Origin of the sequence: Komagataeibacter saccharivorans (assembly GCF_004348195.1) — a bacterium.
Lineage (GTDB): Bacteria > Pseudomonadota > Alphaproteobacteria > Acetobacterales > Acetobacteraceae > Komagataeibacter > Komagataeibacter saccharivorans.
Genome location: NZ_CP036404.1, coordinates 414,428 through 428,007, shown reverse-complemented (window position 1 = coordinate 428,007; position 13,580 = coordinate 414,428). Strand labels below are relative to the sequence as shown.

Genomic DNA, 13,580 nt, shown 5'->3' with positions numbered 1-13,580 from the left:
CGGTCCCGCTTGGTCCTGTCAGGACGTGGCCGATGTGTGCGGGCCTGAGGCGGCACCAGTCGCGCGTATGGCAGCCGGACCACCCCCATCGCGCACCCACTGTTCCATCTTGCGTGGGGTCAGGGGACGGGCGAACAGATAACCCTGCATCACGTCACAGTCCAGTTCTTCCAGCAGCGCGCGCTGTTCCGCCGTCTCGACCCCTTCACCAACCACGGTCATGCCCAGCCGCCGCCCGATACCGATGACCGCCATGGTCACGGCCTGCACGTTGGTATCGTGTTCAAAATTATGGATGAAGCTGCGGTCCATCTTGATTTCGGTAAGCGGCAGCCGTGTCAGGCGCGACAGCGACGAATATCCCGTGCCGAAATCATCCATCGACAGCCCGCAGCCCAGCGCGCGCACGGCATGCAGCACGCTTTCGGTCTCGTGGCTGCTGTCCATCGTCACACTTTCGGTAATTTCCACCGTCAGCCGCGCGGGGCTGAGACCGTGGTCCTTCAGCAGCGCGTCGATATAGGCGGGCAGCGTCTGGTTGCGAAAATGCACGGCGGACAGGTTCACGGCCACCGTGGGCACATGGATGCCGTCGCGGTCCCATTTCACGATCTGGCGGCATGCTTCAAGCAGCGCCCACTGGCCGATGGCCTCGATCTGGCCGGTTTCTTCCGCCACCGCGATGAAGCGGGAGGGAAAGATGTTGCCAAGGCGCGGATGATGCCACCGCGCCAGTGCCTCCACCCCCGTCAGGTCCAGCGTACGGGTATGGACCTGCGGCTGGTAGTGCAGTTCCAGTCCATGATGGGCCACCGTATCGCGCAGCGCCGCCCCAAGCAGCAGCCGGTCGGGCGTGGCATGGCTTTTGGTGGGGCTGGCGACATGGAAGCCGCAGCAACCGTCGTGCCGTGCCTGCCGCATGGCCGCATCGGCATGGCTGAGCAGGGATTCACTGTCCGGCCCGTTGGCGGGAAAGGTGCTGACGCCGATGCAGCACGTCACGCCGATCGTATTGCGGGCGATATGGAACGGACGGCTGATGGCCGCGATCAGGTCCCCCGCCACATTGGCGATCCGTTCGCCGTGGCAGTCGGGCACGACCATAACGAACTCATCCCCGCCGGAGCGGCTGAGGATATAGTCATCCTGCGCCACCGAACGCAGCCGGCGTGCGATTTCCATCAGGAATTCGTCGCCATGGATATGGCCCAGCGCGTCGTTGATATCGTGGAAACGGTCGATATCGAGCATGAATACGGCAAAGCGGCGGTTGCCGGAGCGCGCGATGGCGTCCGTCAGGGCCTGATGCAGCGCGCTACGGTTGAGCAGCCCGGTCAGCATGTCGAAGCGCGCCAGTCGGGTAATGCGCGTGCGTGCCGCCTGCTGTTCCATCGCCAGCGCGCAGAAGGGCGCACACGCCCCCACCAGCCGCTGCGGCCATGCGCCAAGATGGTTGGCCCCGCGCAGGTACAGCGCGAAAATGCCGCCAACCTGCCCGTCCGCGCCCATGACAGGTGCCGCGTAGCACGACTGAAGCCCCAGTGAACGGCACAGGGACTGGTAGCTGTCCCATGCCAGCCGCCCGGCATAAGACGGGGTTGCGGCCAGCTTTTCCAGATCGACAGCGGACGGCCCCCCGCTTTCCAGCGCCGTGCGGATACGGGGCGGCAGGGCGGACGTGCATATGACCCGCCACTCCGGCCGCGTATCGTCACGCACCATCAGGATTCCGACGCTGTCAGGCACGAAACCTTCCACCTTGCGGCAGATCAGGCCGCCGATTTCGGCCATGCCAATATCGCCCGTCAGCGCCTGCACCACGTCATTCTGCAGGATCAGGATCTTGCGGCGCTGGGTTTCCTCCGTCACGTTCTTCAGGGTCGCGATGTAAAAGACCTGTGCCGCGTCCCCCTTCCCGGCCCGCACTTTCGATATGGACAGTTCCGCGCAGACATAATCGCCATCGGCGCGGGTAACGGCCATCTCCCGCGCCGCACCGACCAGCGCATCAAGTCCGCCCGTCCGCGCCGCCTGACCCGCGCAGGCGGGGATCAGCAGCGTGGCGTCACGGCCCATCATGTCAGTATGCGTCAGGCCCCACAGCCCCTCGGCAGCGTGGTTGCAGAAGACGACACGACCGTCGTGATCGAAGATTATGATGCCATCCATGGCCTGCTGAAGGGCGGGAAGCAGGATGTCGGCGGTCAGGGCTGGGGGCGCGCGCATCTGCATTACCGTCCTTCGTCACTGGCATTCATCATCCGCCCCCATCGCCGCAACGACCGGGACAGGGAATACGGACAGCACCCCGCACGAATGGACACGCGGCGTCCCCTTCCCCCTTTCATATGGGAAGGCAGCCGGTTCCGTTCCATAGCGGCGCGGCCTGCGATGGCGGCGTGGGGAATGATCGGGGCGGTCTGTGGGGGCAACGGGCCGGTTTTCTCCATGGGGGCGTTACAGTCGGATAAGAAATTTATAAAAGGCACATAAATCGTAATATTTTTTAATTCTGTTCTCTATTTATACTTCATCTGGTTCCAGATTGCCAATGCGGCAGGTATTGATCCGACCTGTCGGGCGATTGATGCCTCTAACGCAAATGGTTTCTGCTCCAGTTATTATATGATATAACACAAAACAGCCTATTTGAGAATATTTAACAATTAATTAATACGCATATTGAATATACGATAACTGAACATGAATGGATACAAATCATGTGGGGAGATATTGTTTTGTAACGTATGCCCCGCCGGTCCGTTTCCTGCGCTGGTTCCGGCATCGCGTATTGTGGCGCTCAGTCCCCCTGCGCACCCGCAAGCTGGCCGGGCAGGCCCGTCAGGATCATGGCCTTTGACGGGCGTGTCGCCGCCACATACAGCAGTTGCTGCGTTTCCAGCAGGTTGGCGCTGGCGCGGCGGGCAATGTCGCCCACATCCACGAATACGCGCCCGAACGTGCTGCCCTGCGCGGTATGCACCGTCATGGCATAGACCGCCTGCAACCTGCCTATGCCACGGCGGAACACGAAACGGTGCTGCCAGCGCGCGCGGTCCTGCGCCGCCTCGTTTTTAAGCCTGCGCTCGATCGCGCCCATATCCGCGCCGGGGCGCAGGATCGGCACCGGCGTTTCATCCCCCGCAAGCGTGCGCAGGACCACTTCATGGATCGGCAGTTCCGTTGTCCACCCCGCCACCTTCGACGTGGCGGGAAAGGCATGGCGCAGCACCGTGGGGCGGATGGCGGCGACTTCCGCTTCCTCGTTGGTGGCGACCATCACGCGACGGCCTTCCACATCCATGACCGGGGTGCGGGCGATCACACGTTCCCCCGCGACGAAGGGCGTTGGCGTCTCCCCCCCATGCACCCAGCGCCGCACGGTGCGGTTGATGGCGTCCACACGCGCATTGGTCCAGCACAGGTAACGGAACGCATCGCTGTCCGCGCGGAACTCATCGGACGTAAAGGCGCGCCGCATCCATTCGTCCGGCGCGCGCGGCACGAACAGGCCCGCCCCGTCATGATGGCTGGCGCGGCACCATGACCAGTCCAGCGGGCCGCCCTGACTTTCGCGTATGGCGGTGGCGGCGGCGACCAGCGGGTTATCGGCGGCCTGCCGCACCACGGTATTGAGGTGCGAGGCGGAACGGATGGCGAAGGACGGGCTTATGGCCTCCCCCACCGGGGGAAGCTGCGCCGGATCGCCCACGAACAGCACGAAGCGGTCAGGCACGAGTTCGCGCACCCAGCGCATGAGTTCGGAACCCACCATACTGCATTCATCAATGATGATGACATCCGCCGTGATCGGTTCGGGCCGGTCGGCGCGTTGCAGCACCTCGCGCCCGTCCTGCGCGCCGGGTTGCAGCGACAGCACATTATGGATGGTGCGGCACGGAGCCAGATTGCCAACGCGCGCGCGCAGCACCGCCGTCGCCTTGTGCGTGGCGGCGGTGAACACCACTTCCGCCCCGCGTTTGCGCAGCGCGCGGGCGACCTGCTGCATGAGGGTGGTCTTGCCCGTCCCGGCATAGCCGGTCAGCAGATGGGTGGCCGAGACCCCGCGCGCGGCGAGTATTTCCGCCAGCGCCCGTTCCTGGCACGCGGTCAGGACCGTGCGGGACATGAAACCACCGGACGGGGTGAAGATGCGCGGGCCTGAAGCATCGGGGCGGGTCTGTTCCTTCCTGCGGGTTGCGTATCCGCCTGACTAATAAGCCGCGCCACGACAGCCGGCCAGAAGAAAAGCGTGCCCTGCCCCGACCGCCAGGGCCGGACAGGCCCGGTACCACGGAAAATACGATTGCCGCCATACATGAACCGCAAAGCACAATTGCCGTGATCGTTATGTAATCGTATTGATAAGCCGCCGCGTGCGGTCCACAGTGGCGATGCCATGATGATCGTCCGTAAAAACCCCTGCCGTCACCACCGCGCACTGACCGCCCCGCGCCGGACGCCGCCATCATCCCCGCCGCGCGCGGGATGGGTGGCATGATGCGCTCCCCCCTTGCGCTGGCCATGACCGCCATCGTGGCATGGAGCCTGATCGCCCCGGTGTCCAAGCTGGCGCTCGTATCACTCAATTTCTACAATTTCCTGTTCATCTCCAACGTCATTTCCTGCGTGGCGGTGGGCGCGGCATTTGCCGTGATGTGCCGGGGGAATTTCGCGCGGCTGTCGCCCGTGCGGCGGACCAATCAGGTGGCGATGATGGCGGGCGTGCTGGACTGCATGTTCTACCTTGGCATCTATCACGGCTACCGCATCAGCAACGGGGTTGCGGTGCTGATCGCGCAGTATAGCTGGCCGGTGCTGATTGTGGTGCTGTCCGCCGTGTTCTTTCACGTCCGGCCCACCGCGCGGCAGGGAATGGGGCTGGCCTGCGGGGTGCTGGCCATCATCATCACCATAAGCCATGGCGACCCGCTGCATATCGGACTGGGCCATCCCGGCGCGCTGGGGCTGGTGGTCGGCGGCGCGCTGTGTTTCGCGGTGCTGTCGGTCCTGTCCAAATACTACATGGACGATGCGCTGGCGGGCACGGTATGGCTGTTCGTGACATCCACCCTCACCTCGCTGGCGGTGGGGGCCGCGGCGGGCGGGATCAGCCTGCCACCGGCGGCGGCCCTGCCCACGCTGGTCCTGAACGGGGTGGCGATCAATGGCCTGTCCTACATATTCTGGATAGTGGCGCTGGCACGCGGCAACGCGGTGCGGATTTCCGCGCTGGTTTTCCTGACCCCCGTGCTGTCAACGCTGTGGCTGGTGATGTTCTTTCACGAACCGTTCCTGCCTGCCTATGCGGTCGGGCTGTGTCTTGCCCTTGCGGGGGGATTGCTGTGCATGCGTGGCAATGCGGCAGAGTCATAGGGCCATCCCGTGGGACATTCCCTGAAATGATCTGCGGCGTCTTCTGAAGCTGTCTTTATATACAGCGGCGACCGGCTACCCAGACTTCCTGCACGTTCAGATCCCGGTCCATGACGACGAAATCGGCACGGCGGCCCGGTGTGAGCACGCCGCGATCGGGCAGGCCCAGCCAGTTCGCCGCATGCGTGCTGACCAGTCCGGCCGCCTGCGGCAGTGATGCCCCGGCCCGCACGGCGTTGCGCAGCGCCACATCCAGCGTCAGCACGCTGCCAGCCAGCGTGCCATCGGCCAGACGGGCCACGCCATCGGCCACCATGACCCCCTGCCCGCCCAGTTCGCTCGGGCCATCGCCCGTGCCGGTGGCGCGCATGGCGTCGGTCACGAATACAAGCCGCCCACCCATCACACGATGCGCAAGCCCGAACAGGGCCGGATGGACATGATGGGTGTCGAACACCATCTCGCCATAGCCCGCATCGCTACACATAAGCGCCGTAACGGGACCGGGCGCACGCGCCATGACCGGCGGCATGGCGTTGAACAGGTGCGTGCCACCGGCAACCCCGCCCGCCGCGCAGATGCAGCCGATGGCCTGTTCCGTGCAGTCGTAATCCGCCATCGTATGGCCGATACTGACCCGCACGCCCGCCTGCGCGAACTGGCGCATTGCGGCCTGTGCATGATCGATTTCCGGGGCCAGCGTCACCACCCGCACCGCCCCGGTATCCAGTGCCGCGCCAACCCGCGCGGGTGTGGGCAGCAGGGCGAAGGGTGGCTGCGCGCCAAGCCGGTGGGGGCTGATGAACGGCCCTTCCAGATGTGCGCCGGGAATGTCGGGGCCATCCGCCATGCCATCGCGCATGACATCCGCCACCGCCCGCAGCGCGCCCAGCACATCATCCCATGGCGCGGTTATGGTGGTGGGCAGGAGCGTGGTGGTCCCGTGGCGCATATGAAAACGTGACAGATGGCGGATCGCATCCACCCCATCCATGGTATCGGCCCCGCCGCCGCCATGCACATGCCCGTCAATAAAACCGGGCAGGATATAGCGATCCGGCACGTCGCTGCGGTCCTGCATGCCGGTAATGACCGTGTCGAACGCAATACGGCCGGGCATGACCCGGTCGGGCAGGACGATGTGGCCGTCAATGCTCACGGTACGGCTTTCTCCCCGCCTGTCACGTCATACCGTGACGGGGCGCATGGTGGTTACAGGCCCAGTTCTTCCGGCCGGTAGGCTGCAAACCAGTCCCTGAACTGGTTCGCAGGCAACGGTTTGGAGAACATGTATCCCTGAAGCACGTCGCAGTCCATTTCCGCCAGCAGGCGGCGCTGCTGCTCATGCTCGACACCTTCGGCCACCACGGTCATGCCAAGGCTCTGGCCAATGCGTACCGACGCCATCACCACCGCGCGCACCTTCTCGATGCTTTCCAGACCTACCATGAAGCTGCGGTCGATCTTCATTTCGTTCACCGGCAGGCCCGCAAGGTTGGACAGGCTGGAAAAACCGGTGCCGAAATCGTCCATCGACATGCCAACACCCATTTCACGCAGCGTCTGAACCATGTGGATGGTCCGCTCGTAACTGTCGATCATGGTGGTTTCGGTAATTTCGATTGTCAGCCGGTTGGGCGGAATCCCGGTCTCGCGCAGCAGGTCACGCACGAAATCGGGCAGCGTTTCATCACGGAAATGCAGCGCCGACAGGTTGACCGATACAATCGGCACATCCACGCCATCGCGTATCCACTCGGCCATCTGCTCGCACGCCACACGCAGCGACCATTTGCCGATAGCCTCGATCTGGCCGGTTTCCTCCGCCACGGTAATGAACCGTTCGGGCGAGACAAAGCCAAGTTTCGGATCGGTCCAGCGCGACAGCGCCTCCACCCCGTACAGCCTGCCGCTGCGGGCATGGACCTGCGGCTGATAGAACAGGCGCAGGTCGTTATTGGCAATGGCGTCACGCAGGGCGGCGGCTAGGATCAGCCGGTCGCTGGCCTGCTGGTTCATGCTCTGGCTGAAGAAACAGCACCGCCCGCCCCCGCTGGCCTTGGCCTGGAACATGGCGCTTTCGGCATTCTTGAGCAGCGTGCCGCCATCTTCCCCGTTTTCGGGGTAAACGGCCACGCCAAGGCTGGCGGACAGGCCAATGCGGACATCGCCAATCTGCGCCGGGGCTTCAAGCTGATGCAGGATCGTGGCGCTCAGGGTAGAGGCATGCTGCTGCTCCCCCGCCGTCACGATGGTAAACTGCTCGCCCCCGCTGCGCACCAGCGTATCATCCAGACTTATGATCTCCCGCAACTGGTTGCTGACCCGCGCGATCAGTTCGTCACCTGCCGTATGGCCGAACAGGTCGTTGATGTGCTTGAAATTGTCCATGCCCACCGTAACCAGCATCAGGTTGCCGCGGCCGGGGCGGCGCAGCAGGCGGGCCATGTTCTGACGCAGCCAGCGGCTGTTGGGCAGGCCGGTCAGCATGTCGAAATCCGACAGGCGGCTGATATGTTCCTTCGCCTCGTGCCGTTCTATGGCCACGGTGCACAGGTGCAGGCTGGCGTTCACCGCCTTCTGGCAGGCGGGACCGGGCAGGCTGGCGGTGCGGGAATAGCAGGTGAAGACCCCGGCCACGCGGCTGTTGCGCAGGATGATGGGGGTGGCGACGGCGGTATGGATGCCGTGGCGCAGCGTGGCATCGCGCATGTTCCGCCAGCGCGGGTCGGTTGCGATGGCGGGGGACTGCGCCACCGTGCCGGTAATGGCGGCCACGCCGGAACACGGGGCGTCCGGCCCGATGGGCTGCGCGTCATACAGTTCGACCAGTTCGGACGGCAGGCTGGCGCGGCCCACGCATTTCAGCCGGTCATCCGAACCGATCAGGTAGATGGCCACCATCACGTCGGGGATATGCTGTTCGATACGGCGGCAGATGAAATCCATGACCTCGTTGAGGCCAAGGTCGCTTGAAATCGCTTCCAGCGTGTCGCGCTGAAGGCTGTCGAGGAAATACTGTTCGGTAATATCGGTCAGCACCACCACGATGTTCTCGATCCCGCCATCGGCATCGAATACGGGATTCATGGTGGCGGATACCCAGATATCGCGCCCGCTGGCGTGGCGGGCGCGGATTTCAACCGTGAAGCCCCGGGCGTTGCGGGCACTTTCATGCAGGGCGTTCAGGATGCCGATATCTGCCGCGTCGCCCGTCAGCAGGGCGGACAGTCCCTGCCCCACCACCTGCTCAAAGGTGAAACCGAACAGGTCGCTGAAGGCGCGGTTGACGTAGATGATGCGGAAGGAAGGATCGAGGATGGCGACGCCACGGTCGGTCTCGCGCACCACCAGCGACAGCATGCGGATTTTTTCGCGGTCGGCGACTTCACGCGATATGTCGCGGATCAGCGCCATGTACCCGACCTTGCCCCCCACCGCGATGCGCGACAGCGACAGGTTGGCCCAGAAGGTGGTGCCGTCAAAACGTTCGACTTCCACATCGCGGCTGGTGCCGACGATGCGGTTGACCCCGCCATCGCGGTTCTGGCGGATCAGGTCATCATGCGTGCTGCGCAGCGCGCGGGGCACGAGGACACTCACATTACGCCCCATCACGTCTTCACGCGCGCAGCGCCACAGTTTTTCCGCGGCGCTGTTGAAGAAGGTGATGTCGTTTTTCTCATCAATCAGCACGACGGCGAGAATGCTCTGTTCCAGCGCGGGCAGGACAGTAATCGGCGTGTTGTCTATCACGTCTCGGGGCATCTTGCTGCTGGGCTCCTGCTAATCGGCAACGCGCGGGATGAGGAGACGGAAATGTGACATATACTGAAATATTTCGATAACCATATCGCGTGACCAGCCAGTACGCGCCTTAATGCGCATGGTCGTATTAACAAAGCATATATCGAAAGTATATGGCCAAAATTACCGCCAGGGTAATACCTGTCTCCTGCAGGCGGGCCATGCCTTATGGCCCCGTTTACCGGGCATTGACACGCGCTATGGAAGGATATGCGCCCCGATACCACTCCTCCGCTGGCAATACCCGCACGCCCCGCCGCATTGCCGGGCAGGATGCGCGGGCACGGCATGCCAGTGCCACGGATGACTTTATCTATACCGGAAATGTATGGATAAGGGTGGTCATAACGCATCATCTGCATGGTTATGAGGAAGGGTTGCACCATGTCTTTACCACCACACAAATGTGATCGGGCGCAGCCGTCGCGATGACTGTATGGTAACGGGCGCGACATGGCGTACGGACTGCAGGGGCGCAATCAGGGCGGGCGCCAGCGGCGGGGCGGAACAGCCCGGATCGCCGCGCACGATCATCCCACAGGCAGGAGCCGCAATGGCACAGGCGGGGGCATATTGCACGGACACGTCCCATACGGGCATACCGTGGCGCGGATCGGTTTCCGGTGGGGTGGATGGGGCGCATAATGGCGGGACATGACGGGACATGCAGCCTGTCCGTCGGGGCGGAATGCATCCAGCCCCATGGATGGCTGCTGGTATGCGATGCGCGGCTGGAGCGCATCACGCGGTGGTCGGCCAACGCGCCGGAACATCTGGGTAACGTGAAACTGGCTTACGGAATGGGCCTGCGCGACGTGATCGGGCGCGAGGCAACCCATAGCATCCGCAACGCGCTGGCCACCCATGGCGAAGCCCATCGCCGCCCTGCCCTTGTATTCGGTCAGGAGCTGCCATCTGGCGGCCTTTATGATGTCGCGATCCATACGGCGGGCGACGAAATCATGCTGGAATGGGAACCGCCCGCCCGCATGGGGCTGGACGGGGCCTATCTGTCGCTGCTGCGCACCATGATCGACCGCATCCGCGAGATTACGGAATTCGAGCGTCTTTACCGCACTGTTGTCCGCCTGATGGCCGGGGTGCTGCGCTTCGACCGGGTCATGCTCTATCACTTCGCCGAGGACGGGTCAGGCAAGGTGGAAGCCGAACATCACGGTCCCGACCTTGAAAGCTTCCTCGGCCAGCATTTTCCCGCCAGCGACATCCCTGCCCCGGCCCGCAGGCTGTACAGCACCAACCTGATCCGCGCGGTCAGTGATCTTGCGGCCAAACCGGTGCCTGTCATCTCGCCTGCCCACCTGCCGCCGGCGGACCTGCTGCATACCCACCTGCGCGCGGCGGTGCCCACCCACCGCGACTACCTGCGCGGGCTGGGGGTCGTCGCATCACTGTCGGTATCGCTGATGGTGGACGGGCGGCTGTGGGGCATGATCGTGTGCCACCATTACAGCGCGCGCACGCTGAACATGAGCGAGCGCGTCGTGGCCCGCATGTTCGGGGAATTCCTGTCGCTACAGATCACCAACCTGCTGCGCACCAAGCGGCTGGTCATGACGCACCAGACCCATGCGCTGATCGAAACCTTCCTCAAGGGGGCGGCCCCGGTCTCGGACATGCCGGCCTATCTCATGGCCCACCTGAAGGAGATGCTGACCTTCGTGCAGTGCGATGGCGCGGCGCTGTGGGTGGGCGGACGGTGGACCTATAACGGCGCGCATCCCCCGCCGGACGCCATGGACGCCCTGCTGGAACTGGCGCGCGAACAGGCGGGGACGCAGATATGGCACACGAACCGCCTGAGCACCTTCATACCGGACGCGGTGCATTATGTAGCCGATGCGGCGGGGGTGATGATCGTCCCGATTTCTTCGCGCGTCGGGGACTACCTGCTGGTTTTCCGCCGCGAGGTGGTGCGGACCCTGAAATGGGGCGCCTCCCCCGATACGCCACCGGACCCGCACGATCCCGTTGACGTGCAGGACGGCTATTTCGGCCCGCGCAACAGTTTCGAGATATGGACCCAGCAGGTCACGCAGGAATGCCTGCCATGGACGGCGGATGAAGTGGAAGCCGCGACACTGGTGCGCTCCGCCCTGATCGAGGTGATGGGCGCATACCACCAGTTGCAGTTGCGTGAACGCGCGGCGGCGGACCAGCGGCAGCGCATGCTGAACGAGGAACTGAACCACCGGGTCAAGAACATCCTGTCCGTCGTGCAGTCACTGGTCAGCCAGCCCGTCGCACCCGAAGATACGGCCCCCGAACATGTCCAGCGCCTGCGCGGGCGCATCCGCGCACTGGCGCTGGCGCACGATCAGGCGGTGCGCAGCGAAGGCGGCGGCCTGCTTTACGCACTACTGGATGCGGAACTTGCACCGTACCGGGAACGTTCGTTCATTACATGCTCCGGCCCGCGCATATGGCTGACGGGCCAGGCGCTGTCCGTGCTGGCGCTGGTGATCCATGAACTGGCCACCAACGCGGTCAAATACGGTGCGCTGGGGCAGGCCTGCGGGCGGCTGGACATAAGCTGGACATATGATGCGAAGGTGGATGAATGGCGTATCACATGGCGCGAGACCGTAGGCAATGCGGTCCTGCCCCCCACGCGGCGGGGTTTTGGCTCCGTGCTGATCGAACGCGGGTTCCCGCATGAACTGGGCGGCAGCGCCCATGCCGACTGCAGGCCCGACGGGTTGCGGGTAACGCTCAACCTGCCTGCCCGCCACGTCAATCCTGCCCCGGACGCCGCCGATGACGCGGACCCGTCGCCCCCACCCCAATCCCCCGCCACCGGAAAGGAGAAGAAAGTGCTGGATGCGGATATTCTGCTGGTCGAGGATCAGTTCCTGATCGCGATGGAGGCGGAACAGGCGATCGAGGACACCCGGATCGGGCAGGTGCGGACCGTGGCCTCGGTTTACGAGGCGCTGAACGCGATAAGCGAGCGCGTGCCCGATGTGGCGATACTGGATGTCAATCTGGGTGGTGAAAGTTCGATCGCGGTGGCGCGTGCCCTGCGTGAACGCGGCGTGCCGTTCATTTTCGCCACCGGCTATGCCGACGGCACCCTCATCCCCAGCGAACTGCATGATGTGCCGGTGGAGCGCAAACCCTATTCCGCCACGGCGCTGGCTGAAAAAATCCGCCAGATCATATCCTGACGCCCGACGCTGGAAAGGAAGTGCCCGCCTTGCCCCGTTTCCCCGTTACCCATGTCGGTCTGGCCATGCTGGCGCTGGGCGTCATGTCCTCCTCCGCCGCGCGCGCGGCAGTGCATGCGGACCGGCTGCGGGTACCTGCGGGATTTCATATAAGCCTTGTATCGGATCAGGTGCCCGGCGCGCGGGAAATGACGCGCGGCGCACGGGGCATGCTGTTCGTGGGCAGCATGGGGGCGGGACGGGTCTACGCGCTGAGCGGGCTTGACGGTCCGGGGCGAGTCAGGGTGCGCACCATCGCCCGCGGGCTGGACCTGCCGGTGGGGGTGGCGTTCCATGATGGGGATCTTTACGTGTCCGACATGCGGCGCATCGTGGTGCTGCGCGATATCGAAAACCATCTCGACACGCCGCCCGTACCACAGATCGTAGCCGACGACCTGCCCTACCGCGCGGGCGACCATTCATGGAAATTCATTGCTTTCGGCCCGGATAACCGGCTGTACGTCCCCATCGGCGCGCCGTGCAACATATGCGACGTGGGACATGATTTCGGCCGTATCATCAGCATGACCCCCGATGGCGGGGACCGCCGCGACGTGGCCTTCGGCATCCGCAACACGGTCGGCTTCACATGGCAGCCGGGCACCGGCACGCTGTGGTTTACCGATAACGGGCGCGACAACATGGGCGATGACATGCCATCGGACGAACTGAACCGGCTGGACCGGCCGGGACAGTCCTTCGGTTATCCCTACTGCCATCAGGGCAACGTGCCCGATCCGGAGTTCGGTAGCCAGCATGCATGCGGCGAATTCACCCCGCCCGCCCTGCTGCTGGGTGCGCACGTGGCAGCACTTGGCCTGCGGTTTTATGAAGGCAGCCAGTTTCCCGCCGCCTATCACAACAGCCTGCTGGTTGCCGAACACGGATCATGGAACCGCAGCACGCTTGCGGGGTATCAGGTCGTAAGCGTGGGCTTCGGCCCCGATAACCGGCCCCAGCCGCCCGCCGTGCTGGTCAGTGGCTTCCGGCAGGGGCAGCAGGCATGGGGCAGGCCCGTGGACGTGCAGCCCATGCCCGATGGCAGCGTGCTGATAAGCGATGACCTGTCAGGCGCGATCTATCGCCTGACCTATGGCCCGCCCCCCGCCACGCAGTAATCCGCCCGTTCCCGTCATACCCATAAAGGAGGGACCATCTTGATCCGTGGCA

8 protein-coding genes are annotated in these 13,580 nt (G+C 64.1%); 3 read left to right on the top strand and 5 right to left on the bottom strand.

The genetic code is table 11. The annotated features are described in order from the left end of the window. Window positions 1–18: 18 nt before the first annotated feature. Complete coding sequence (locus tag KSAC_RS01790; protein ID WP_132303870.1) at window positions 19–2,226, bottom strand: EAL domain-containing protein; 2,208 nt, start codon at window positions 2,224–2,226, stop codon at window positions 19–21. A 574-nt stretch (window positions 2,227–2,800) separates the two neighbouring features. Then, on the bottom strand, window positions 2,801–4,129 hold the full coding sequence (locus tag KSAC_RS01785; RefSeq protein ID WP_102323819.1) for an ATP-dependent DNA helicase: 1,329 nt from the start codon (window positions 4,127–4,129) through the stop codon (window positions 2,801–2,803). Window positions 4,130–4,497: 368 nt separating this feature from the next. Here KSAC_RS01785 and KSAC_RS01780 point away from each other — a divergent pair, with 368 nt between their 5' ends. After that, complete coding sequence (locus KSAC_RS01780) at window positions 4,498–5,376, top strand: DMT family transporter (RefSeq protein WP_162900492.1); 879 nt, start codon at window positions 4,498–4,500, stop codon at window positions 5,374–5,376. Between the two features lie 55 nt (window positions 5,377–5,431). On the opposite strand, the gene KSAC_RS01775 is transcribed toward KSAC_RS01780, so the two are convergent. The 3 genes from KSAC_RS01775 to KSAC_RS01765 all read right to left on the bottom strand — a co-directional run bounded on the left by KSAC_RS01775 (window position 5,432) and on the right by KSAC_RS01765 (window position 9,849). Continuing rightward, window positions 5,432–6,535, bottom strand: a complete 1,104-nt coding sequence (locus tag KSAC_RS01775) for an N-acetylglucosamine-6-phosphate deacetylase (RefSeq protein WP_132303868.1) — start codon at window positions 6,533–6,535, stop codon at window positions 5,432–5,434. Between the two features lie 53 nt (window positions 6,536–6,588). Beyond that, on the bottom strand, window positions 6,589–9,144 hold the full coding sequence (locus KSAC_RS01770; RefSeq protein ID WP_132303866.1) for an EAL domain-containing protein: 2,556 nt from the start codon (window positions 9,142–9,144) through the stop codon (window positions 6,589–6,591). A gap of 429 nt (window positions 9,145–9,573) precedes the next feature. Next, a complete protein-coding gene (locus tag KSAC_RS01765; RefSeq protein WP_132303864.1) occupies window positions 9,574–9,849 on the bottom strand; it encodes a hypothetical protein in 276 nt (91 codons plus the stop codon). Between KSAC_RS01765 and KSAC_RS01760 the strand changes: the two genes are divergently transcribed. Both KSAC_RS01760 and KSAC_RS01755 read left to right on the top strand, forming a co-directional pair. Next, on the top strand, window positions 9,828–12,368 hold the full coding sequence (locus KSAC_RS01760; protein WP_132303862.1) for an HWE histidine kinase domain-containing protein: 2,541 nt from the start codon (window positions 9,828–9,830) through the stop codon (window positions 12,366–12,368). The genes KSAC_RS01765 and KSAC_RS01760 overlap by 22 nt on opposite strands. A 65-nt stretch (window positions 12,369–12,433) precedes the next feature. Continuing rightward, on the top strand, window positions 12,434–13,528 hold the full coding sequence (locus tag KSAC_RS01755; RefSeq protein WP_132306023.1) for a PQQ-dependent sugar dehydrogenase: 1,095 nt from the start codon (window positions 12,434–12,436) through the stop codon (window positions 13,526–13,528). The last annotated feature ends 52 nt before the right edge of the window (window positions 13,529–13,580 follow it).

What these genes read in the sequence shown, in the direction of transcription:
- KSAC_RS01755 (WP_132306023.1), top strand. Translation starts at nt 12,434, where the DNA reads ATGCTGGCGCTGGGCGTCATGTCCTCCTCCGCCGCGCGCGCGGCAGTG.
- KSAC_RS01770 (WP_132303866.1), bottom strand. Translation starts at nt 9,144, where the DNA reads ATGCCCCGAGACGTGATAGACAACACGCCGATTACTGTCCTGCCCGCG.
- KSAC_RS01790 (WP_132303870.1), bottom strand. Translation starts at nt 2,226, where the DNA reads ATGCGCGCGCCCCCAGCCCTGACCGCCGACATCCTGCTTCCCGCCCTT.
- KSAC_RS01760 (WP_132303862.1), top strand. Translation starts at nt 9,828, where the DNA reads ATGGCGGGACATGACGGGACATGCAGCCTGTCCGTCGGGGCGGAATGC.
- KSAC_RS01780 (WP_162900492.1), top strand. Translation starts at nt 4,498, where the DNA reads ATGATGCGCTCCCCCCTTGCGCTGGCCATGACCGCCATCGTGGCATGG.
- KSAC_RS01765 (WP_132303864.1), bottom strand. Translation starts at nt 9,849, where the DNA reads ATGTCCCGTCATGTCCCGCCATTATGCGCCCCATCCACCCCACCGGAA.
- KSAC_RS01785 (WP_102323819.1), bottom strand. Translation starts at nt 4,129, where the DNA reads ATGTCCCGCACGGTCCTGACCGCGTGCCAGGAACGGGCGCTGGCGGAA.